General features: G+C 72.9%; 17 protein-coding genes. 2 read left to right on the top strand and 15 right to left on the bottom strand.

Annotated elements, in window-relative coordinates; translation table 11 throughout:
* Window positions 1-149: 149 nt before the first annotated feature.
* Window positions 150-1,433 (top strand): family 16 glycosylhydrolase, encoded by a 1,284-nt coding sequence (locus CR162_RS23160; protein ID WP_099097112.1) that lies wholly within the window; start codon window positions 150-152, stop codon window positions 1,431-1,433.
* Between the two features lie 131 nt (window positions 1,434-1,564).
* Here the strand turns inward: CR162_RS23160 and CR162_RS19095 are convergent, their stop codons facing one another.
* The 15 genes from CR162_RS19095 to CR162_RS19160 all read right to left on the bottom strand — a co-directional run bounded on the left by CR162_RS19095 (window position 1,565) and on the right by CR162_RS19160 (window position 19,743).
* On the bottom strand, window positions 1,565-3,073 hold the full coding sequence (locus CR162_RS19095; protein ID WP_141563245.1) for a hypothetical protein: 1,509 nt from the start codon (window positions 3,071-3,073) through the stop codon (window positions 1,565-1,567).
* Between the two features lie 44 nt (window positions 3,074-3,117).
* Window positions 3,118-5,373: a GumC family protein gene (locus CR162_RS19100; protein ID WP_176559931.1), complete on the bottom strand. Its 2,256-nt coding sequence runs from the start codon at window positions 5,371-5,373 to the stop codon at window positions 3,118-3,120.
* Window positions 5,370-6,878 carry a glucosamine inositolphosphorylceramide transferase family protein gene (locus CR162_RS22535; protein ID WP_176559932.1) on the bottom strand — a complete coding sequence of 503 codons (1,509 nt, stop codon included), beginning with the start codon at window positions 6,876-6,878 and terminating at the stop codon, window positions 5,370-5,372. Before CR162_RS22535 ends, CR162_RS19100 begins: the two co-directional genes overlap by 4 nt.
* Before the next feature lie 13 nt (window positions 6,879-6,891).
* Window positions 6,892-7,617: a glycosyltransferase gene (locus CR162_RS19105; RefSeq protein ID WP_099097115.1), complete on the bottom strand. Its 726-nt coding sequence runs from the start codon at window positions 7,615-7,617 to the stop codon at window positions 6,892-6,894.
* A complete protein-coding gene (locus tag CR162_RS19110; protein WP_176559933.1) occupies window positions 7,614-8,771 on the bottom strand; it encodes a GNAT family N-acetyltransferase in 1,158 nt (385 codons plus the stop codon). Before CR162_RS19110 ends, CR162_RS19105 begins: the two co-directional genes overlap by 4 nt.
* Window positions 8,771-10,234, bottom strand: coding sequence for a lipopolysaccharide biosynthesis protein (locus CR162_RS19115; RefSeq protein ID WP_099097116.1), 1,464 nt, complete (start codon window positions 10,232-10,234; stop codon window positions 8,771-8,773). The genes CR162_RS19110 and CR162_RS19115 overlap by 1 nt, the downstream gene beginning before the upstream one ends.
* Entirely contained in the window at window positions 10,231-11,070 is an 840-nt protein-coding gene (locus tag CR162_RS19120) for a WecB/TagA/CpsF family glycosyltransferase (RefSeq protein WP_141563246.1), read from the bottom strand. The genes CR162_RS19115 and CR162_RS19120 overlap by 4 nt, the downstream gene beginning before the upstream one ends.
* Window positions 11,071-11,081: 11 nt before the next feature.
* On the bottom strand, window positions 11,082-12,428 hold the full coding sequence (locus tag CR162_RS19125) for an exopolysaccharide biosynthesis polyprenyl glycosylphosphotransferase (RefSeq protein ID WP_176559934.1): 1,347 nt from the start codon (window positions 12,426-12,428) through the stop codon (window positions 11,082-11,084).
* A 659-nt stretch (window positions 12,429-13,087) separates the two neighbouring features.
* Entirely contained in the window at window positions 13,088-14,938 is a 1,851-nt protein-coding gene (ilvD, locus tag CR162_RS19130; RefSeq protein ID WP_099097119.1) for a dihydroxy-acid dehydratase, read from the bottom strand.
* Window positions 14,939-15,058: 120 nt separating this feature from the next.
* Window positions 15,059-15,961 carry an NAD(P)H-hydrate dehydratase gene (locus CR162_RS19135; RefSeq protein WP_218014940.1) on the bottom strand — a complete coding sequence of 301 codons (903 nt, stop codon included), beginning with the start codon at window positions 15,959-15,961 and terminating at the stop codon, window positions 15,059-15,061.
* Window positions 15,958-16,719, bottom strand: coding sequence for a histidine phosphatase family protein (locus CR162_RS19140; protein ID WP_099097121.1), 762 nt, complete (start codon window positions 16,717-16,719; stop codon window positions 15,958-15,960). The genes CR162_RS19135 and CR162_RS19140 overlap by 4 nt, the downstream gene beginning before the upstream one ends.
* Before the next feature lie 328 nt (window positions 16,720-17,047).
* Window positions 17,048-18,037 (bottom strand): Bug family tripartite tricarboxylate transporter substrate binding protein, encoded by a 990-nt coding sequence (locus CR162_RS19145; RefSeq protein ID WP_099097122.1) that lies wholly within the window; start codon window positions 18,035-18,037, stop codon window positions 17,048-17,050.
* Between the two features lie 192 nt (window positions 18,038-18,229).
* Entirely contained in the window at window positions 18,230-18,601 is a 372-nt protein-coding gene (locus CR162_RS19150) for a cupin domain-containing protein (protein ID WP_099097123.1), read from the bottom strand.
* An 18-nt stretch (window positions 18,602-18,619) separates the two neighbouring features.
* A complete protein-coding gene (locus tag CR162_RS19155) occupies window positions 18,620-19,207 on the bottom strand; it encodes a thiamine pyrophosphate-dependent enzyme (RefSeq protein WP_099097124.1) in 588 nt (195 codons plus the stop codon).
* Window positions 19,204-19,743, bottom strand: a complete 540-nt coding sequence (locus CR162_RS19160; RefSeq protein ID WP_099097125.1) for a thiamine pyrophosphate-binding protein — start codon at window positions 19,741-19,743, stop codon at window positions 19,204-19,206. Before CR162_RS19160 ends, CR162_RS19155 begins: the two co-directional genes overlap by 4 nt.
* Before the next feature lie 113 nt (window positions 19,744-19,856).
* On the opposite strand from CR162_RS19160, the gene CR162_RS19165 reads away from it, so the two are divergent.
* Window positions 19,857-20,801 (top strand): LysR family transcriptional regulator, encoded by a 945-nt coding sequence (locus tag CR162_RS19165; RefSeq protein WP_176559935.1) that lies wholly within the window; start codon window positions 19,857-19,859, stop codon window positions 20,799-20,801.
* Window positions 20,802-20,931 lie beyond the last annotated feature (130 nt).

Consider the following 20,931-nt stretch of genomic DNA (forward strand, 5'->3'; position numbering starts at 1 on the left):
GAGAACGAAAACGAGTCCATAACGCAAGTAATTTCCATTACGCTCACGCAAACGAGATTCAGCTTGCCAGTTCCGAACATATCCTTGTAAGCGGGCATTGCCCCGGAACCACAATCCGGAGTTGTAATGAACTGCCAATGAGGTATTAAGTGGCTACGATTTCCAACACCACGCCGAAAGTTACGTTTTTCGAGGACTTCAGCAACCAGATTGACATCAGTCCCAACGGAAGAGACAGCTCAGGCGCCGGAGTCTGGAAATCGCAGTGGTTCTGGGATTCCCGTTACTCGGACGACAAAACGGACGCGGTCTATTTTTCTGACGCGTCCACCGGCTACAACCCGTTCTCCCAGTCGAACGGCGTCCTCAAGATCACCGCGAAGCCGGTCGACCAGACCGGCGTCCCGAACGAGCCCGACTGGGTGACGCATGCTTCCGGCATGCTGCACACGGACGAGATGTTCTCGCAGCAATACGGCTACTTCGAGTTCCGCGCGAAGAACGCCCCGGGCGACGGCTTCCTCAGCGCGCTGTGGCTGATCCCGACCGATCACTCCTGGCCGCCGGAGATCGATGTCTCCGAGGTCAGCGGCGGCGAGCCGCGCACGGTGATCAACACCCTCCACACCCAGACGGGCAATGCGCGCTCCGACTGGACCGACGCCGCGACCTCCACCACCGAGAACTTCCACACCTATGGCGTGAACTGGGGGCCGAACGAGATCGTCTACTATCTCGACGGCGTGGAGACCTTCCGCACGGCGACGCCGTCGGACGCGAAGAAGCCCATGTACGTCACCCTGTCGCTGCATGTCGGCGGCGACGGCGCCTGGCACGGCAACGCCGCCGACTCGGCCACGTCGTCCATGGAGATCGACTACGTGAAGGCCTGGGAGTGGTCCGGGAGCGGCCTGCCGGCCGGCGCGGTCGGCGGCGCCCCCGCCGAGGCCGCCCCCTCCGCGCCCGCGCCCTCCGCGCCCGCCCCCTCTGCGCCTGTCGTGACGCCTCCCCCCGCGACCTCGCAGCCCCCCCTGGCCGCGCCGCCCGCCGAGGAGCCCGCGCCCGCGCCCAGCACGCCGGGCCGCGTGATCGACGGCAACAGCCGCGGCAACCGCCTGACGGGCGGCGAGGGCGACGACAAGATCTATGCCGGCGCCGGCAACGACACCATCACCGGCGGCCGCGGCGACGACCAGATCTGGAACGGCCATGGCCGCGACACCAACGTGTTCCGCAAGGGCGATGGCGACGACATCATCTGGGACTTCGCGCCCCGCACGGACAAGCTCAAGCTCATCGGCCTGAAGAGCGGCGAGGTGAGCTGGGCGACCGAGAGGCACGATGGCGTCTCCGGCACCATGCTGCAGGCCGGCGCCGACGAGATCTGGATGCCGAACGCGGCGATCTCCAGCTCCGACCTGATCTTCGGCTGAGCGGGCGGGAGGCCCTCCCCCGGGGCCTCCGGCGGGCATCCCCCCTCCCGGCCGGGCGGTTCCGCCCGGCCGGGGCCCGCCTTCCCCGCCGCGCTCCTGGCGCCATGCGCTCCGCCCTCACCGCTCTGACCTCACCGCTCTGGCCGGTTGGCCACCAGCGTCCCCGCGAAGAGCAGCGCCGCGCCGAGCGCGTAGGTCGTGTAGGCTTCCTCCTGGAACAGGCCGTTCACCATCGTCATGGCCGCGCCGATAAAGATGGCGTCCGTGTCCCGCGGCCGGGCATGGCGCCAGCCATTCCGCGGCCGGGCCGCGGCGAGCAATGCGCCGAAGGCCACGAAGTGGGCGAGAAGGCCGAGGCCCAGCTGGTAGAGCAGCACGCCGATGGCGCTTTCCAACCCGAACTCCGCGCCCGAGTTCTGCAGCTCGGCCATGTCGATGCCCGCCCGCGCCGCGTCCGACAGGTTGCCGCCCACGCCGATGCCGTGCCCCAGTGGGTTGCGCAGGAACCCCTCGAAGCCGCCGATCAGCCCGATGACGTGGAAGTCGCCGCTGCCGAGGCCCACCAGGATCACGGCGGTCGCGTAGGCGACGACGAAGGCGGCCATGCCGGCCAGCATCAGGCGCGGCCATCCGGTCCACTGCCACAGCGCCCAGAAGCCCAGCGTGGAGACGAAGGCGAGCATCGCCCCCTTCACCCCGATTGCCGCCAGGAGCAAGGCGACCGGCACGATGCTCCAGCGCCAGCGCAGCCCGAGCGCGGCGATCCCCCCCATGGCGATCACATAGGCATAGCTCACGGGGTGGATGTTCGGCCCGCCGAAGCGGAAGGACATCAGGCTCGTCTCGCTGCCCGTCACGTTGAACAGCACGCTGGTGCGGGTGGCGATCAGGTCGCGCGCGGTGTGGAAGGGCCAGTCCTGCTCGGCGGGACCGTATTTGAGGTTCATGAAGGGCAGGTTCCCCGCCGCCTCGTAGAACCAGGCGGGATCGGCCACCTCCAGCGCGCTGTAGCAGAGGCCGGCGAGCAGCGAGACGAGGTAGCCGATGGCCACCGCCCGGAAGCCCCAGAGCCGCCCCAGGTCGAGGCCGACCAGCAGCATCAGCAGCATGCCGGTGGCCGCGCGCAGGTACACGGCGGCCGAGGCGGGGGAGGAGAGGGTGGCGCCATAGGCCGCATAGGCCGTGGACACCCCGATCGCCGCGCAGGCCAGGAGGGCGATCCGGCGCGCGGCCGGCGCGGCGGCCGGCCGGGCGAACAGGATGCGGAGCGTGGCCAGGCCCCCCAGCAGCCCCGCCGCCAGGAAGCCGGTGCCCAGCAGCACCTGGTAGGCGCCGGGGCTCATGCCGTCGGAGAAGAAGGCGACCGCCGCGTTCTGGTAGAGGGCCATCTGCCAGAAGACGACCAGCCCGGCCAGCGGCAGCAGGGCATAGAGCAGCGCCAGCCCGCCCAGCGCCAGGACCGCCGCCGCCGGCCCCGTTTCCCGCACCAGCAGCACATGCAGCACCAGCAGCCCGAGCCCCACCGCCTGCCAGGCCAGGGCATGCGCCAGGGCCGGCCCCAGCGGCAGGACCTCCGGCCCCGCCCGCCGCGCCGGGAAGCCGGCATGGAAGCCCGGCCGGGCCTGCCCTCCGGCTGACATCGGCGCCGGCATCGGGGCCGGCACCGCCGGGGCGGGGCGCGGGATCACCGGGCGCCCAGGTAGTAGCGCCGCAGCCGGCGCGAGAAGAAGCTCGCATCGCCATGCTGGTAGTGGTCGTTGTAGCGGGTATCGACCATGCTCATCGCCACGCCCGCGAGCGAGGCGCCGGCGGCCGACAGGCAGCGCAGCGCGGCATTGGCCTCGCCGGGCCGGGTGTGCTCCCAGCGCAGCAGCAGCAGGGTGCGGGATGCGAGCCGCGCCAGGGCCGGGACATCGCCGCCGATGGGCACGGGCGGCGCGTCGATGATCACCAGATCCCCCTCCGCCTCCATCTGCCGCAGCAGCCGCTCCATGGCGTCCGAGGTCAGCAGCTGGGTCGGGTTCGCCGGGCGGCGCCCCGCGGGCAGCCAGCGATAGCCGCCCTCCCGCGCCGCGCGCATCGCCTCGTGCAGGCTGGCCTCGCCGCGCAGCACGTCCGACAGGCCGGGCTCCGTCGCCGCGCCGCGCCGCGCGCGCCGGCCGCGTAGGTCGGCATCGACCAGGATCACCCGCAGCCCTCGCTCCGCCGCCTCCGCCGCCAGGGCGCGCGCGACGGTGCTCTTGCCCTCGCCCGGCAGGGCGGAGGTGACGAGCAGGCTGCGCGGCGGCCCCTCGCCGGACGGGCCGCGCAGCAGATGGGCGCAGAGCCCGGCGATGGATTCGCGGAACATGGCCCGCCCCGCGCGGTCGAAGCGGCCGCGCCAGAGCGGGATGACGCCGAGCGGCAGGGCGGGCACCGCGCCGCCGAGGTCGTCCACGCTGCGCACCCCCCGCGCCATGGCCTCCCGCGCCACGGCGGACATCGCGCCGGCGCCGAGGGAGACGAAGCCGAGCAGCGGCAGGAGCAGCCGCAGATTGGGCGCGTGCGGCCGCCGCGGCACCGCCGCCTCCGAGACGATGCGCGCGCCCGTCTCCTGCAGCCGGATCTCCGCGCCGATCTCCCGCGCGCGGACGAGGAAGTTGTCGAGCAGGGCGCGGTCGGCCGTGACGTCGCGCTGGAGTTCCTGGAGCCGCACCTCCGCCTCGTCCGCCCGCGTCACGTCGCCGCGCAGCCCCTTCAGGCGCTCGGTGAGGCTGTGCTGCTGCTCCTGCGCCACATTCGCCTCGTTGCGCGCGCTCTGCAGGATCCGCTCCGCCTCGCGCGCGATGTTGCGGCGGATGTCGGCCAGCTCGGCCTGGATCGCCTGCACCGAGGGGTGGGAGCGCCCATACTGGTAGGCGACATCCGCCAGGCGCGCCGTCGATTGCGCCTCCTGCGCCCGAAGCTGCTGGATGGTGCGGGAATCCAGCACGCTCGCCAGCCCGTCCATGTTGCGGGCCGCCATGGCCGCCTCCGCATCGCGCAGCCGCGCCGCCAGCTCGGAGCGGCGGAGGCGGAGCGCGGTGAGCTGGCTGGCCACCTCGGACACCTCCTGCTGCACCAGGTTCGCGTTGAGGTCGGTGCGGGACAGGCCGCTCACCAGCCCGTTGGCGGCGCGGAACTCCACCACCGCGCGCGCCGAGGCATTGGCGCGGCCGCGCAGCGAGGCCAGCTCCGCCTCCACCCAGGCGCCGAGCGCGCGCAGCTCGGCCCGGCGCTGCTCGGCGCGGCGGGCGAGATAGGCCTCCGCCACGCCGTTGGCGATGGCGGCGGCCAGCCCGGGCTCGCGCGCCGTGGCCGTGATCTCGATGGCCCGGCTGCGGCCGATGGGCCCGATGGCCAGGCCGCGCGCCAGGGTCTCCGCCGTCGCGTCGAGGCTTTCCGTCCCCTCCGCGCCGGCCGGGCGGAGGCCGAGAAGGGTGACCATGCGGTGCAGCGGCGCCTCGGACCAGGGGCCGAGCAGGCCGGCGAGCCGCTCGGCGGCGGCCAGCAGGCGGGAAGGGCGCAGGGCCGGGTTGTAGTCGGGGTCCGCCTCCAGGCCGAGCCGCGCCACCACGCTCTGGAGCAGCTCGCGCGAGCGCAGGATCTCGAGCTCGTTGGCCAAGAACTCGGCGTTCTGCGCCGGGTTCGCGGCGGCGTCCTGGCGCCGGAAGGGGTTGGCCGACTGCGTCTCCAGCAGCAGGGTGGCCGATGTGCGGTAGCTCGGCGGCACCGACAGCAGCGCCGCGAAGCCCGCCATGAAGACGAGCAGCGTGACGCCGAGGATCAGCCATTTGCGCCGCCATGCCGCCGTCCAGGCGCGGGCCGCCACATCGCGTTCCCGCTCGGCCGCCGCGGAGGCGGCGAGCGGCTGTCCCACATCCGTGTTGAGGCGCAGGACGTAACGTGACCTGTTGCTCATCCTCTCCATCCTGTCGCTGGCTTGTGCAGGGGGCGAAGGGCGCCGCGCCAGGACGCGCCCAGGGCGGGCAGCCGGCGCAGCAGGCGGCGGAGCAGGATGCCGGGACTGACGGACACCCGCTTGCCATCGAGCAGGAAGCGGCCGTCGGCCATCGGCGCGATGGTGTGCAGCCCGTGCGGGAACGGCCCCTCCGGATCGGGCGACAGCACCGCCACCACCTTCTCCCGGTAGGCCCGCGGCGTGCATTCGAGGATCTCGTTGATCACCAGCGCCGCGCCATAGGAGGCCGCGCAATCCTGCGCCGGGCGCAGCAGCCGCCCGCCGGCGCCGAGCAGCGGCCCGGCGGGGCGCGACGAGCGCACGTCGATCTTGACCGGATTGCCCGGATGCCGCCGCCACGGCCCCTTGATGTCCTCGGCGAACATCAGGCAGAGATTGTCGTGCAGGCCGAGGGCGGTGTCGGTGTAGGCCACCCAGTAGAGGCCGCCATGGCGGAACAGGGTGGGGTCCGCCATCCCCACATCCTCGGCGACCGTGGCCACCGGGCGGGGCGGGCCATCCGGCGCCAGCTCGAAGATCTCCTGCCGGCGGCTCGCCGCCATCTCGGGCATGCAGAGGACGCGCCCGTCCTCAACCCAGGCGAAGGGGTAGGAAAGGTGGCCCCTGGCCTGCAGCGGCACCTCCTCCTGCCGGGCCTGTCCGGGCATGCCGCCGAGCCGCAGGGCGCGGAGGCGGCCGAGGCCGGTCGTGTGGTCGAAATACTCGCACAGGACCACCCCCGGCCGGCCCGGCCAGGGAAAGGGGTCGGCATGGTAGCCCCGCGAATCCGGCGGCATGACCCAGCATGCGCCGGTGACCACCTGGCTCCGCTGCAGCGCCGCGGGCGCGATCGCGGCGATGCCGATCGCCCAGTTCTCGCTGGTCAGCTTGTCGCGCGCGCGCCTCAGGGCGTGGGCGATGCGCCAGCGCCCCGGCCAGTCCGGCCCCTGGCGGCGCGCGGCAAGCCAGGGCCGGCCCGGCGCGGGCTGCCGGATGGCCGCGGCCACCAGCGTGGCGGCCGCCTCTGCGGCGGCCCTGGCCAGCGCGCCATGCGGCCGCCAGGCGCCGAGATGCGCCTCGCCCAGGCACCGCCAGGAAGCGGAGGGAGCGTCGCGCTCCACCAGGAAGACGGAAAGCAGGCCCGGCGCCCGGCAGCATTGCCGCCGGCCGAAGCGGGGAGAGGCGAGCGGCGTGCCCGCCTCGTCGACGATCCGCCAGACGCGGCCCGTGGAAGGCGTGCCGGCGGGAAGCGTGCCCGTGGAAGGCGCGCCGGCGGGAAGGGCGGCCGCGTCCGCGAGCCGGAGCAGGATGGCCCCCGGCTTCCCCGCCCCGGCGGGGCCGGGCCGCTCCAGGATCTCGGCCTCCGGCGGAAGCGCCGCGCGGAGCCGCTCCGCGAAGCCGGGCACGCCCGCTGCGCCGGACAGATGGATCCCGCGGCCCTGGATCTCGTGACCTTGCGGCGACATCGCGGTTCCCCTTTCAGACATGCAGCCTGCGGAGCGTGCGGGAGATCCGGCTCCGCGCCGCCTGGCCGAGCCGGATGGGAAGGGGGAGGCTGGCGCTCCAGGAACGCTCCCAGAAATGGATGCCCAGCGTGTCCTCCGTGATGCAGCCGGGCGTGAACTCAGCGCCGTAGGGGTAGGGAAAGAACACCCGCCAGGGCAGCACGCGGATGTCGCCGACGAGGGCGGCCTGGCGGGTGTCGGCTTCCTCGGCCCGCAGCCCGTGCCGCCGCATCAGGCGGGTGATGAGCTTCGGGCCGTAGCGGGTGGGCCGGTCGAGGCCGAAGGGAAGCTCGCGCAGCCGCAGCACCTCCTGCAGCGCCTCGGTGATGAACCAGTGGCCCGGCACCGCGCCGAAGCAGCCGTTCGAGATCAGGTCGCTGGGCTTGTCGGCGTCCTGGAAGCTCAGGAAGCACGCATTGCCGAGCAGCGGGTCGAGCGGCCGGATGAGCCTGAAGTCCGTGTCGAGGTAGATCCCGCCCTGCGCCTGCACCGCCATCAGCCGCGCGATGTCCGACACCGTCGCCCAGCGCCGCTTCCGGTAGGCCTCGCGCAGCGGGGCGTGCGAGAAGTCGATGTTGTCCTCGTTCCAGCAGACGAGCTCCCAGCCGGGATGCAGGCGCTGCCAGCCCTCGATGAAGCCGCGGTAGCGGAGCGGCATGGGGCCGCCCACCCAGACGTGGTGGATGCGCTTCGGGATCATGCTTTGAGCGCCCCTGGAAGGGATGTGGCGGAACGGAAGGGAGCGGCGGCGCGCGCGCGCAGCCGGGCCAGCAGCGGGCCGCAGGAATCGAGCATCGCGGCCGCGAGGCCGAGCGGCGTGCGCACGTGGACCATGGCGCCGAGGCGGCGATGCGCGCTGGCGAAGCGGTTCTTGTAGGCCTCGTCGCCGCACAGGAAATCGACCTCGGCGTAGCCGTGCTCGATGGCCCAGCAGACCTCGTCGACCAGGCAGAGGATGCCGGGCGAGCCGCGGTGGAAGGCGCGGTCATAGGCGCAGGCGAAGTCGAGGAGCCGGCGGCCCTCCTCGATGGAGAGCGTCACCGCCACGAGCCTGTCGCCGGCCTCCAGCGCGAAGAGCCGGAGGCACCCGCGCGCCTCCAGCGCCGCGGCGAGGGAGCGCAGCATGGCGCCGTCATCGCCGAACAGCGGCGAGGCCGCGCCGGCATCGCGCATCCCCTCGCGCTTCATCCGCCACAGCGCCTCCAGCACCGGCGCCCGCTCCGCGCCCCGCACCTCGCGGAACCGGACGGGGCCTTCGCGTTCCAGCACGCGCCGCCGGCGCCGGCAGTTCTTCTGCTCCCCCGTGCCGAGCGAGCGCTGGAAGGCCGCGCCGTCCCGCCAGGCGCCGAGGGCGAGGCTCGAGCTGGCGACCGAGCGGCGGCTGGGCCGCAGCCCGAGCCGGGCGCCGCCCTCGCGCGCCAGCACGCCATCGGGGTGGAGATGGCTGAGATAGGCGATGTCGAAGCCGCCACCCCGCCGCGCCGCCTGCCACAGCGGCGCGACGAGGTGCTGCCGCCCCGGCGCCAGCAGGGCGTCGCAGTAATCGGTGCAGTCCTTGGCCGCCCATTCCAGCACGCGGATGCCGTGGTGGCGCCGGATGACGAGGGGGAGCACGCCGAGCAGCGCGCCGCCATTCCAGGCGAGGGCGAGGTGCAGGCGGAAGCCCGCGCCGGCCGCGCCGCCATGCCACCAGGCGGAGATCCAGCCATGCGACTGGAACACGGAGGCGCCGGCCGCCGCCTCGAGCGCGCGCCAGGCCGGCGCCAGCGCGGCGAGGCGGCCGGGGTCGCGCAGGATCTCGATCCGGACGCCGTCAGGGACAGTGCGGGCGCCGCTGGGCTCGGGCGGGCGCATCACCGGATGCCTCCCCCGGCGAGGAAGGCCAGCCGCGCGGAGCGGACCCCGCCGCTGACATACCGGGGCAGGAGCGCCACCTCGAGCAGCGCCAGATAGGCCAGGCAGCCGGCCAGGGCGGTGAGCCACAGGCTGCCGCCCGACAGCGCCTGCCCCGCCAGCATGGCGCCCGCCATGCCGAGCCCCGCCGCCGCGAGGCGCAGCGCGTTGCCGAGCAGCGGCATGAAGCTCTGCCCCACCACCTCCTCCAGGACATGGAGGTGGACGGGCACCAGCAGCGCGGACACCGCGGCCCAGGCGAAGCCCACCGCGACGATGCCGAAGGGCGAGGCCGCGGCATAGGCGAGGGCGGCGAGGACGAGCTGGCCTCCCGCCAGCCAGGCATAGGCGCCCGGCCGGTCGAGGGAGGAGAGCGCCTGCCCGGTGAAGGACCACAGCGGCACGGTGAAGCAGCCGAGGCTCATCGCCTGCAGCACGGGCACCGCCGCCGCCCATTGCGGCCCGAAGGCCAGCGGCACCAGGGCCGGCGCGAGGAAGCCGAGGCCCACCGCCATCGGCAGCCAGATGGCCAGCGAGGCGGTGACGAGGCGGACATACTCGTCGCGGAAGGCGGCGCGGTCCTGCGCGAAGCGCGCCAGCACCGGCATCATCAGCAGGGCGAGGGGCGACATGGCGACGAAGCCCAGCGCCTGCAGCATCTTGAGGGCGAGGTTGTAGTGGCCCACCGCCTCCACATCGAGCATCACGCCGATGACCAGGTTGTCCACCTTGTCGGCCATGGCGGTGAGGATGCCCGCCACCATGAAGGGGCTGCTGAACCCGGCCAGGTCCCGCAGCGAGACGCGCGAGAAGCGCAGCCGCGGCGTCCAGCGGATCGTCGCCCACATCACGGCGAGGATGACGAGGGCCTGGATGATCTGGCACGCCACCAGCGCCCACACGCCCCAGCCCGCCATGGCCAGGGCGATGCCGGACAGGCCGCCGATGACATAGCCGCCGATGGCGCGCATGGCGAAGATGGCCATGCGCATCTCGCGCCGGCAAAGGGCGGAATGGACGCTGACCAGCGCGCGCAGGACGCACAGCGCCGCCATGGCCTGGAGCACGGGCGAGAGGGCCGCGTTGCCGTAGATCCGCGCGAAGGCCGGGCCGCTCAGCACGAGCAGCACGGCCAGCGCCGTGCCCAGCGCCATGTTGGTCCAGAAGGCGGTGCTGCGGTCGTCCTCGTCCGGCGCCTCGCGCTGGATGAGCGCGTCGGCGAAGCCCTGGAAGAGCACCGTGTTCGCCATGGCGGTGATGGCGAGGGCGATGGCGAAGACGCCATACTCGCCCGGCGTCAGGATGCGCGTCAGGATGACGTAGAGCAGGAAGGCGAGGCCCTGGCTGCCGCCCACGTCGAGCAGCGTCCAGAACAGCGCCCGCATCGTCCGGCCCCGCGCGCCGCCGCCGCGCTCCCCGCTCATCGCCCGGCCTCGCGGCGCGCCGGAACCGGCAGCAGGCGGCCCGCGAGCGCGCCGCCGAGGCGCAGGGCGAAGCGCCCGTAATCGACGAGGTAGCGCCGCCACAGCCGCCGCGGCTCGCGGAACAGGCGGTAGAGCCAGCGCAGCTGCGCCCTGTCGATCCAGGCCGGGTAGTAGGCGAGGCCGCCGGCGAGCTGGTCGAGATAGCCGCCGCAGGTGAAGCCGGCGCCGCTCCACCCCGCCGCCGCGAGGCGCAGCAGGAGCTCCTCCTGCCGGCCGCTGCCCATGCCGCAGACCACGACGTCTGGCGCCGCGTCGCGCAGCTCGGCCGCCAGCGCGGCGATGTCGCGGTGGCCCTGCCAGGTCCCGGCGATGCGCAGCTCGGGGAAGCGCCGGCCGAGCTGCTCCGCGGCGCGGCGCGCGACGCCCGGGCGCCCGCCCACCAGCGCGACGCGGCATCCCCGGTCGGCGGCGAGGCGCAGCACCGGGAGCGCCAGGGAGGTGGTGTCGAAGCTGATCCGCGCCGCCCGCAGGCCGGAAAGGCGGCGCGTCGCCAGGGCCATGGCGATGCCGTCCGGCAGGACCATGTCGAAGCGGCGGAGGGCGGCGCCGAGCCGCGCGTCGCGCTCGACGGCGGCGACGGCGGCGGGGTTCACGAAGGTCACCAGGAAGGCCCGCTCTCTGCCCCCGCCCCCGAGCCGCGCCTCGATGATGCCGAGCGCCGTCTCCAGGCTGTCGCAGGCATCGACCGGGACGCCCAGGGTCCGCGTGCGGCGCAGGCCGGCGCCGGGGGGCGGCACGCCGGCGGAATCCCGGCTGTTCAGGGGAGGCGTTCGCACCGGCCTTCCCCTCAATCCGCCCGGAAGCTCGCGAAGCCGCCGAGCAGCGTGCGGAAGATCACCTGCGCGTCGAGGGCGAGCGACCAGTGATCGACGTACCAGAGGTCGAGCGCGACGCGCTGCCGGGCGCGCTCCAGCGTGTCCACCTCGCCGCGCGAGCCGTTCACCTGCGCCCAGCCGGTGATGCCCGGCCGCACCCGGTGGCGCAGGCGGTACTGGTTCACCACCTCCGCGAAGGGCCGGCCCTCCACCTCCATCGCCAGCGCATGCGGGCGCGGCCCGACCAGGGACATGTCGCCGCGCAGCACGTTCCAGAGCTGCGGCAGCTCGTCGAGGCTGGTGCGGCGCAGGAAGCGGCCGACATGGGTGACGCGCGGATCGCGCGCGCGGGTCCGGGCGGCGCCCGTGGCATCGCACGCCCTCGCGTGCATGGAACGGAACTTCAGCATCTGGATGGGCTTTCCGCCGAGCCCCGCGCGCCATTGGCGGAACAGCACGGGCCCTGGCGATTCCAGCCGGATGGCGAGGGCGATCAGCAGCAGGAGCGGCGCCATGAACAGCAGCGCCGCGAGCGACACGGTCACGTCGATCGCCCGCTTGACCATCCATTCCAGGCCATGGCCGGGATGGGGGAGGACCTCCACGACGCCGAGGCCGGACCAGCGGAGCACCTCCTCGAGGGCGGGGTCGAGGGAAAGCGGGTCGGCCAGGAAGCAGATCCGCACCGGCGCCTCGGCCAGGGCCGGGCCGAGCCTCAGGAGCTGGCCCGCCTCCAGCCCGCAGGTGGCCAGCACCACCACATCGACCTGCCCGCCGAGCACGAGATGGCGCAGCCGCTCGATATCGGCGTCATTGCCGCCTTCCAGCCGGGCGGCGACAAGCGCGCGCGGGCCGGAGCGGCGCGCCAGCGAGGCCTCGAAGTCGGCGAAGCGCGCCGGGTGCCCGATGAGCGCGAGCCGCATCGGCGCCGCCGCCTGGAAGGCGATGGCGTGCGCCGTCAGGGCATGGGCCGTGGCGCTCAGCGGCACGAAGCCGGCCAGCAGCCAGGCGAGCCGCGGCGCCTCGCCGGATTCGAGAAGAAGGCCCGCGGCGACGGCGATGGCCAGGGCGGCCACCGCCGCGGCGAGCCCCGCCCGCAGGGCCAGGCGGCGGACCGGGATGCCGCAGGTCTGCTCGAGATCGACGAGCGCGATCCGGTTGCACAGGGCGGAGACAAGCGTGCCGCCCAGCACCAGCAGGGCCAGGCTGCCGATCCGCGCGGCGCCGCTGCCCGCCCCATCCAGGGCGAGCGCCGACAGGAGCAGGAGCAGCGCCGCATCGACGGCGTTCGGGAACAGCCGCTGGAGGGAAGGGGCCATCCACCCGGAGGCGGCCTGGAAGACATCCACGGCATCCGCCCGGCCGGCGGCGGGTCCGGAAGCCTGGACCAGCTTGGAGAGATCTGCGCATGGCGGAGGCTCGACCGTCACGGATGAAGGTTTGGGCATGCCGTAGGAGGGCGGACGGGGAGCCATCTTCATGACGAAGCCTCACTCACTTTCGCAGCGCCGCACGCTCTAGCACCAATTTATGTTACAGCAAGATAACAAAAACCGGTTCGTAAATTAATTTGAGATTATTGGCAGGAGGACCGACGGATTCTGTCCAAGAAGAAATCGCAAGTATAACGCAAGAAAATCTTTTCAGAAAAAGTATCGGTACTGGAAAGGAACGAAGATTGGCACGGAATGGCTGCCAGAGGTCAAGAAGCTTACAAACGATCACAATGCAGGCTTGCCTGGAAACCGCCGCGAGCTACTCTGAACCGTGCCTGCCAGCCCAGCGGGCCATTGACGACAGCACAGTTATATTCCGAAATCGGAACGAAATTCAGCGCGCGACAGGCGCGGGGCTGAGCCACCCCGCGTCACTGCCGCCGCGCCGCGCGGGGTGCAAGCGCGGCGGCGGCATCTGTTTCCCCCCTCCGCTCAGCACCGCCCGGTGAAGCGCGGGGCGCCGGGCGGCGCCCCGCCTACTGTCAGCGCCGGCGCTGCTCCACGTCCCGCACGGCGCCGCGCGCGGCGCTCGTGGTCAGCGCGGCATAGGCACGCAGCGCGGCGGAGATGGGGCGGTCGCGCTGCGCCGGCTGCCAGGCCGCAGCACCCGCCGCCTCCATGCGCGCGCGGCGCCGCTCCAGCACGTCCGGCGGCACGGCGAGGCGGATGGCGCGGTTCGGGATGTCGATCTCGATCCGGTCGCCCTCCTCCACCAGCCCGATCAGCCCGCCCTCGGCCGCCTCGGGCGAGACATGGCCGATGGACAGCCCCGAGGAGCCGCCGGAGAACCGCCCGTCCGTGACCAGGGCGCAGGCCTTCCCCAGCCCCTTCGACTTCAGGTAGCTCGTGGGATAGAGCATCTCCTGCATCCCAGGGCCTCCCTTCGGGCCCTCGTAGCGGATCAGCACCACGTCGCCCGCGGCGATGCGCCCGCCCAATATGCCCTCCACCGCCGCGTCCTGGCTCTCGAAGATCCGCGCCGGCCCTTGGAAGGCGAGGATGGCGGCATCGACGCCGGCCGTCTTCACGATGCAGCCCTCCTCCGCCAGGTTGCCGTAGAGCACGGCGAGGCCGCCATCGCGCGAGAAGGCGTGCGCCGCGTCGCGGATGACGCCCGCTTCCCGGTCGAGGTCCAGCGCGTCCCAGCGGGCGGCCTGGCTGAAGGCCTCGGTGGTCGGGATGCCGCCCGGCGCGGCGCTGAAGAACTCCCGCACGCCGGGGCTGGCCGCGCGCCGCACGTCCCAGCGCTCCAGCGCCGCGCCGAGGGTGGGGGCGTGGACGGTGGGGACCTCGCGGTCGATCAGCCCGGCGCGGTCCAGCTCGCCCAGTATGCCCATGATGCCGCCGGCGCGGTGGACATCCTCCACATGCACGTCCGGCACCGCCGGCGCCACCTTGCACAGCACCGGCACGCGGCGGGACAGGCGGTCGATGTCGCGCATGGTGAAGCCGACGCCCCCCTCATGCGCCGCCGCCAGCAGGTGCAGCACCGTGTTGGTCGAGCCGCCCATGGCGATGTCGAGCGTCATGGCGTTCTCGAAGGCGGCGAAGGTCGCGATGTTGCGGGGCAGCGCCCTGGCGTCGTTCTGCTCGTACCAGCGGCGGGCGAGATCGACGATCAGCCGCCCCGCCTCCAGGAACAGGCCGCGCCGGTCGGCATGGGTGGCCACCACCGTGCCGTTGCCCGGCAGCGCCAGCCCCAGCGCCTCGGTCAGGCAGTTCATCGAGTTGGCGGTGAACATGCCGGAGCAGGAGCCGCAGGTGGGGCAGGCGGAACGCTCGATGACCCGCACCTCCTCGTCGGTGACGGTGCTGTCGGCCGCGGCCACCATGGCGTCCACCAGGTCGATGCTGCGCTTCCGGCCGCGATGCACGACCTTGCCCGCCTCCATCGGCCCGCCCGAGACGAAGATGACGGGGATGTTGAGGCGCAGCGCCGCCATCAGCATCCCCGGCGTGATCTTGTCGCAGTTCGAGATGCAGACCAGCGCGTCGGCGCAATGGGCGTTGACCATGTACTCGACGCTGTCGGCGATCAGCTCGCGCGAGGGCAGGCTGTAGAGCATGCCGCCATGGCCCATGGCGATGCCGTCATCCACCGCGATGGTGTTGAACTCCTTGGCGACGCCGCCCGCCGCCTCGATCTCGCGCGCGACGAGCTGGCCCAGGTCCTTCAGGTGCACATGGCCGGGCACGAACTGGGTGAAGGAGTTGGCGACGGCGATGATGGGCTTGCCGAAATCGCTGTCCTTCATGCCGGTGGCGCGCCACAGGCCGCGCGCGCCCGCCATGTTGCGGCCATGGGTGGTGGTTCTGGAGCGATAGGCCGGCATGGAAGGGTCCCGTTCAGATGCGGGGCGTGTTTAGCGCGGCCCCCCGCCATGTGAAATCCGGCACCCCGCGTGCCACCAGGAGACCATGCCGCAACGGGGCCGCGCCGCCGGGGCGCGGCCTCAGCCTTCCGGCGGCTCGGGCGCCAGCTCGGCCAGGATGCGCGGCACCTCGCCCGGCAGCATCCGCGCCAGGAAGCCCACCGGCCCCTGCGCCAGGGCCAGCCGCCGCCCCGCCTCGCCATGCGCGTAGACCCCCCACAGCGCGGCCTGCAGCGGCGTGGCGCCGCGCGCCAGCAGCCCGGCGACCATGCCCGCCAGCGTGTCGCCCGAGCCCGAGGTGGCGAGGCCCACATTGCCGCGGTCGCATTGCCACGCCTCGCCCTGCGGCGTGACGATCCGCGTGCAGCCGCCCTTCATCACCACCACGGCCTGGAAGCGCGAGGCGGCCTGCCGGGCGGCGCCCAGCGGATCGTCCTGCACGGCGGCGCGGGGGATGCCCAGCAGCGCCGCCATCTCGCCGTCATGCGGGGTGATGACGATGCGCCCGGCATGGCGGCGCAGCGCGCCGCGGCAGGCGGGCAGCACGGCCAGGGCGCCCGCGTCCAGCACCAGGGCGGGGCCCTCCAGCGCCTCCAGCAGCCCGGCGGTGAGCGCCTCGCCTTCCGCGCCGCCCATCATGCCGGGGCCGAGCGCCAGGGCCTTGGCGCGCGAGCCCTGCCGCGCGAGCAGCGGGGCCGCCGCCGCGGCGATGTGCCCTTCCTCCGTCTCGGGCAGGGCGATGACCCGCGCCTCCGGCACCGCCACCCCGAGCGGCGGGGCCACGGAGCGGCAGACCGCGAGCTGCAGCCGCCCCGCGCCCGCCTGCAGTGCCGCGACGCCGGCCAGCAGCACCGCGCCCGGCAGCTCGGCGCAGCCGCCGGCCACCAGCACGGAGCCGCGCGCGTTCTTGTCGTCGCCCTCCCGGTGACACGGCAGGGGCATCCGCCGCAGCAGCGCGGCCGTCACCGGCGTCGCCATGCTCATCGGGGCGCGCCCCCGTGCGGCTGCGCCGTCACCGGCGTGTCCCCGGCCTCCAGCGGGGCGGTCCAGTTGTAGCGGCGCAGGCGCATGGCGCCGTCCTCCCCGCCGCCGGGCTCGAAGGCGTATTCGGTCAGGCCGCAATTGGCGATGTCACCCTCGCGGTCGATCTCCAGGATGCGCTCCTCGGTCAGCCCCTCCAGCAGGTAGCGCAGGCACAGCACCACCACCTGGTGCCCGACGATCAGCACGCGCCGGCCGCCATGGTGCAGGCACAGGCTGTCGAGCGCGCTGCGCAGCCGCAGGATCACGTCGCACCAGCTCTCGCCGCCCGGCGGGCGGTGGTAGAACTTGCCGAGGATGCGGCGGAACTCGACCTGGTCCGGGTGGCGCTGGCTGATGCCGTGCGACGTCAGCCGGTCGAGCACGCCGAACTCCTTCTCCCGCAGTCGCTCGTCGAGGATGAATCCGCGCGGCCCGAGCTCGGGCAGGGCCTCGGCCCGGATCAGCTCCGCCGTGTGGCGGGCGCGGCGATAGGGGGAGGCGAGGATGATCTCGGGCCGCGCCTCGGGCGGCTGCTCCGCGAACCATCGCCCCAGCGCGCGCGACTGCTGCTCGCCGAGCGGGCTCAGCGGCACGTCCACGTCGCGTTCCGCGATGTCGATCATCGCCTGCCGCGCCGCCATCGCCGCCGCGCGGGCCACGTTCCCCGCGCTTTCGCCGTGGCGGGCGATCCAGAGGCGCGCGGGCCATTGCGGTTGCATTCCTGCTGCTTCTCCCTGGCATGGTCCGCGCCGCGGCCGCCCCTGCCGGGCGGCGATGCGGGATGCGGAACCCAGGGGCAGAAACGCGGAAGGGCCCCGGGATGTTCCCGGGGCCCCCCAACATTGCCTGCGAAGCGTTCAGCCGCCGCGCATGGAGCGGATCAGCCCGCGACGATCCTCGCAGCGGAGATCCAGCTCACGGCGGCCGGCGCAACCATCAAACAATGAGACACTGGATCACCTCCTTTCGGTTGTTGCTGATGGGGCTCCAGATGGGAAGGCCGGGAGCCCGGCGCAAGGCCTGGCCCGGCGCGCCGGCCATGCGGCCTCAGTTGGCGGTGATGCCGGCCTCCCGCACCACCGGCTCCCATTTCGCGATCTCGCCCTGCAGCCATTCGGTGGCGGAGGCGGGCGTGCTGTCGGCGCGGGGCTGGATCGACATGTCGCTGAAGCGCTGCTGCAAGGCGGGGGTGCGCATCACCTGGTTCACCGCCGCGTTCAGCCGCGCGAGCGTCTCGGCCGGGATGCCGGCGGGGGCGAGGAGCATGTGCCAGGTATAGGCCTCGTAGCCCGGCAGCCCGGCCTCGGCGAAGGTCGGCACGTCGGGGAGCTGCGGCAGGCGCTGGGCGCCGCTGACCGCGAGCGCCCGCGTCGCGCCCCGCTGCACGCTGGCGATGCCGTCCGAGGCGACGTTCACGAACATGGTGAGGTTGCCGTTCAGCAGGTCCGGCATGGCGGGGGCGGAGCCGCGATAGGGGATGTGGTTCACCTTCAGCCGCCCGGCCTGGCGCAGGAACAGCTCGGTGGCGAGATGCACCGCCCCGCCCGCGCCCGAGCTGCCGTAGTTGTACTGGCCCGGCTTGTCGCGGAACATCGCGATCAGTTCCCGCAGGTCCTTCGCCGGCACCGCGTTGTTCACCATCAGCAGCATCGGGATGGTGCCGACCAGCGCGACCGGCTGGAAGTCCTTCACCGGGTCGAAGCTGAGGCTGGAGAAGAGCGGGCGCAGCACGGCATGGGCGATGGTGCTGTAGAGCAGGGTGTGGCCGTCATTCGCGGCCTTGGCCACGACCTCGGTGCCGACCACCACGCCGGAGCCCGTCCGGTTCTCGACGATCACGCGCTGCGGCAGCACGCCCGACATCGCCTCCGCCACGAGCCGCGCCGCCACGTCGGTCGGGCCGCCGGCGGCGAAGGGGCAGATGAAGCGGACCGGCTGGTCCGGCCAGGACGCGGCGGCGGCGGGCGCCGCGAGGGCCGGGGCGGCGGCGGCGCCGGCGGCCAGCTGCAACAGGGTGCGGCGATGAATTCCAGGCATGTTTCCTCCCATGGGACACGCGGCCGCCGGCCCGGCGGGGTCTTTTCGCCCCTTGGCCGGCCGTGCCGCCATTCGGTCGGAGCCTAGACCGGACGCGCCGGCCAGGCTCCCTCAAAGATGAGGCTCCCTCCGAGAGCGGGCTCCCCCGGGGCCGATCCGGCCGGAGGGCCTGCTCGCCGGGAGGGGCGCCCCTCAGCCGGTGCCGAAGCCCGAGCCCGCCACGCGGTATTCGGGGCGGGGCGGGCTGAAGATGTCCAGCACCCGCGCGCCCTCGGGGCCGGCGCGCATGGTGTGCGGCACGCCGCCCGGGGTGCGCCAGAAATCGCCCTTCCTGACCGCGATCTCCTCGCCCCCCTGCACGCGGATGGCGCTGCCCTCCAGCAGCACGCCCCACTGCTCCTCGGGGTGCGCGTGGACCTTGCCCTCGGCGTTGGGCGCGATCGTCACGATGGAGAGCATGGCGTGCTCGCCCGCGAAGATCCGGGTGGTCAGCCCCGGGGCCAGCTCGCGCAGCAGGCCGCCCGTGCCGCTGTCGAGGTTGTGGAACTCATCGGCCTGGCTCATGGCGTTCTCCCTTGTCGGTCAGGCGGGCCGGTGGCCCAGCGCGAGGCGGAAGCGGTTCTTGACGTGGACGCCGTCGCGCGGGGGCAGGACCCGGGGCGGATTCTCGGGCCGGATCTTCACCACGGCAAGGTTCAGCCCCGCGCGCGCATGGACGCGCCGGCGCAGCGGCTCCACCCCCTGCCGCTCGGTGACGAGGTCCACCGCCGGGAAGCCGATGGCCTCCGCCACGCGGTGCAGCTCGACGCCCTGCCCGGCATGGCTCGGCTGCATCCCCGTCTCGCCGAAATGGCCGTTGTCGAGGATGACGATGCTGAGGTTGGGAGGGCGGCGCAGGGCGATGGTGGCCAGCGCGCCGAGGCCCATGAGCTGCTCGCCATCGCCCGTCACCACCATCACCGGCCGCTCGGGCCGCGCCTTGGCGAGCCCCAGCCCGACCATGGCCGCGCTGCCCATGGCGGCCCAGAGGTAGTAGTTGCCGTCGTGGTCGCCCGCCGCCATCACGTCGTAGGAGGGCGAGCCGAGGCCGGTGACCACCAGCAGGTCGCCGCGCTCCCTCAGCAGCTCGGCGACGACGGCGCGCCGGTCCAGATCTCCGCCGCGGCTCATTTCGACCACTCCTTCTCGCCGATCAGGCGCTGCCCCAGCAGCACCGCGCAGGCCTCGTCGCCCTCGAAGGCCATGGTGGCGGCGCCGCGCAGCAGCGGGGCCACGTCCTTCGGCTCGTCGGCGCGCCAGGTCCGCACGCCCATCAGCCGCAGCGCGGCCTCCGTGGCCTGGCCCATCGGGTTCTGCCACTGGTTGAACTCCGCCCAGTCGCCGCGCATGGTCACCACCATCAGCAGCGGGAAGCGGGTGCAGGCCTGGAGCGCCAGGGTGTTGATGCAATTGCCGACGCCGCTCGACTGCATCAGCAGCGCGCCGCGCTCGCCGCCGAGCCAGGCGCCGGCGAGGTAGCCGATGCCCTCCTCCTCCGTCGTCAGCACGACGGCCTCGATCTCCTCATCCGCCTCGGCCAGCCGGATGGCCGTGGCGTGGCCCGCATCCGGGACATAGACGACGTGCCTGACCCTGGCGGCCTTCAGGACGTCGAACACGTCCCGCCGCCAGTCGGGCACCGCCGTGCCCATACCATCCGCTGCCATTCTGGAACCCTTTCCTCCCCGGAAGGCCGGGAATGGCGGCGATGTAAGACCATGGGCCGGCTTGCCGGAATTATAATGTTGCTCTCGGTCATATGCCGATTTTAGATACCGTGATGGACTTGAAGCACCTCACCACCTTCATGCAGGTGGCCGAACTGGGCAGCCTGAGCAAGGCCTCGGACAGGCTGCGCATCGTGCAGCCGGCGCTGAGCCGGCAGATCCGGCTGCTGGAGGAGGAGCTGAAGGTGCCGCTGTTCACGCGGCACGGGCGCGGCATGGTGCTGACCCATGCCGGGGAGCTGCTGCGCGAGCGGGCGGCCGGCATCCTGCGCCAGATCGAGGAGACGCGGGCCGATCTCAGCCTGGAGGCGGGCGCCGTGCGCGGCCAGGTGATCCTCGGCGTGCCGCCCACGGTGGGCGACGTGCTGGCGACGCGGCTGATCGAGCGCTTCCTGCAGCGCTACCCCGATGTGCGGCTGCGCGTGGTGACGGCCTTCAGCGGCTACCTGCTGGAATGGCTGCACCACAGCGAGATCGACATCGCCGTGCTCTACGGCACGGAGCAGGGCGCCAACATCAAGTTCGCGCCGCTGCTGGTCGAGAACCTCTACTTCGTCTCCATGGGCGGCACGGCGGGCGGGCCGCACGACGCCATCTCCTTCGAGGAGCTTTCGCGCCAGAAGCTGATCCTGCCGGGGCCCCAGCACGGGCTGCGCATGCTGGTCGAGGCCGAGGCGCGGCGGCGGGGGCTCGAACTGTCCGTTCCCGTGGAGGCCGATGCGCTGCAGGTGCTCAAGGGGCTCGTCGCCAAGGGGCTGGGCGCCACCCTGCTGCCCATGCCGGCCGTCCACCAGGACGTGCTGGAGGGCAGGCTGACCGCCTGCTCGGTGGTGGACCCGCATCTTTCGCGCAAGCTCGTCATCGCCCGCCCCATCGGGCGCAAGGCATCCCTGGCCGTGCAGAAGTTCGAGGACGCCCTGCAGGAGGAGGTGGCGGAGATGGTGAAGGAGGGGGTGTGGGAGGGGAAGCTGCTGGGAGGCAGAAGAATTCCGGCATAGATGGTAGAAAGGGATTGTCGATTGTCGATCAGCCGGCGCCGCGCCACTTTGCCGCGGTTTCATCGAGCCGGACAGTCGGGCCGGAGATTTCGGGAAGGGCCAGCCGGACCATGCTGCAAACGACGCCCCA

The sequence above is a fragment of the Teichococcus rhizosphaerae genome (assembly GCF_002631185.1).
In the GTDB taxonomy this organism is placed as follows: Bacteria; Pseudomonadota; Alphaproteobacteria; order Acetobacterales; family Acetobacteraceae; genus Pseudoroseomonas; species Pseudoroseomonas rhizosphaerae.

Excerpts from the sequence above, each read along its gene's own strand:
- CR162_RS19095 (WP_141563245.1), bottom strand. The coding sequence starts at position 3,073 with ATGTCAGCCGGAGGGCAGGCCCGGCCGGGCTTCCATGCCGGCTTCCCG.
- CR162_RS19100 (WP_176559931.1), bottom strand. The coding sequence starts at position 5,373 with ATGAGCAACAGGTCACGTTACGTCCTGCGCCTCAACACGGATGTGGGA.
- CR162_RS22535 (WP_176559932.1), bottom strand. The coding sequence starts at position 6,878 with ATGTCGCCGCAAGGTCACGAGATCCAGGGCCGCGGGATCCATCTGTCC.
- CR162_RS19105 (WP_099097115.1), bottom strand. The coding sequence starts at position 7,617 with ATGATCCCGAAGCGCATCCACCACGTCTGGGTGGGCGGCCCCATGCCG.
- CR162_RS19110 (WP_176559933.1), bottom strand. The coding sequence starts at position 8,771 with ATGCGCCCGCCCGAGCCCAGCGGCGCCCGCACTGTCCCTGACGGCGTC.
- CR162_RS19115 (WP_099097116.1), bottom strand. The coding sequence starts at position 10,234 with ATGAGCGGGGAGCGCGGCGGCGGCGCGCGGGGCCGGACGATGCGGGCG.
- CR162_RS19125 (WP_176559934.1), bottom strand. The coding sequence starts at position 12,428 with ATGGCCCCTTCCCTCCAGCGGCTGTTCCCGAACGCCGTCGATGCGGCG.
- ilvD (WP_099097119.1), bottom strand. The coding sequence starts at position 14,938 with ATGCCGGCCTATCGCTCCAGAACCACCACCCATGGCCGCAACATGGCG.
- CR162_RS19135 (WP_218014940.1), bottom strand. The coding sequence starts at position 15,961 with ATGAGCATGGCGACGCCGGTGACGGCCGCGCTGCTGCGGCGGATGCCC.
- CR162_RS19140 (WP_099097121.1), bottom strand. The coding sequence starts at position 16,719 with ATGCAACCGCAATGGCCCGCGCGCCTCTGGATCGCCCGCCACGGCGAA.
- CR162_RS19145 (WP_099097122.1), bottom strand. The coding sequence starts at position 18,037 with ATGCCTGGAATTCATCGCCGCACCCTGTTGCAGCTGGCCGCCGGCGCC.
- CR162_RS19150 (WP_099097123.1), bottom strand. The coding sequence starts at position 18,601 with ATGAGCCAGGCCGATGAGTTCCACAACCTCGACAGCGGCACGGGCGGC.
- CR162_RS19155 (WP_099097124.1), bottom strand. The coding sequence starts at position 19,207 with ATGAGCCGCGGCGGAGATCTGGACCGGCGCGCCGTCGTCGCCGAGCTG.
- CR162_RS19160 (WP_099097125.1), bottom strand. The coding sequence starts at position 19,743 with ATGGCAGCGGATGGTATGGGCACGGCGGTGCCCGACTGGCGGCGGGAC.
- CR162_RS19165 (WP_176559935.1), top strand. The coding sequence starts at position 19,857 with ATGGACTTGAAGCACCTCACCACCTTCATGCAGGTGGCCGAACTGGGC.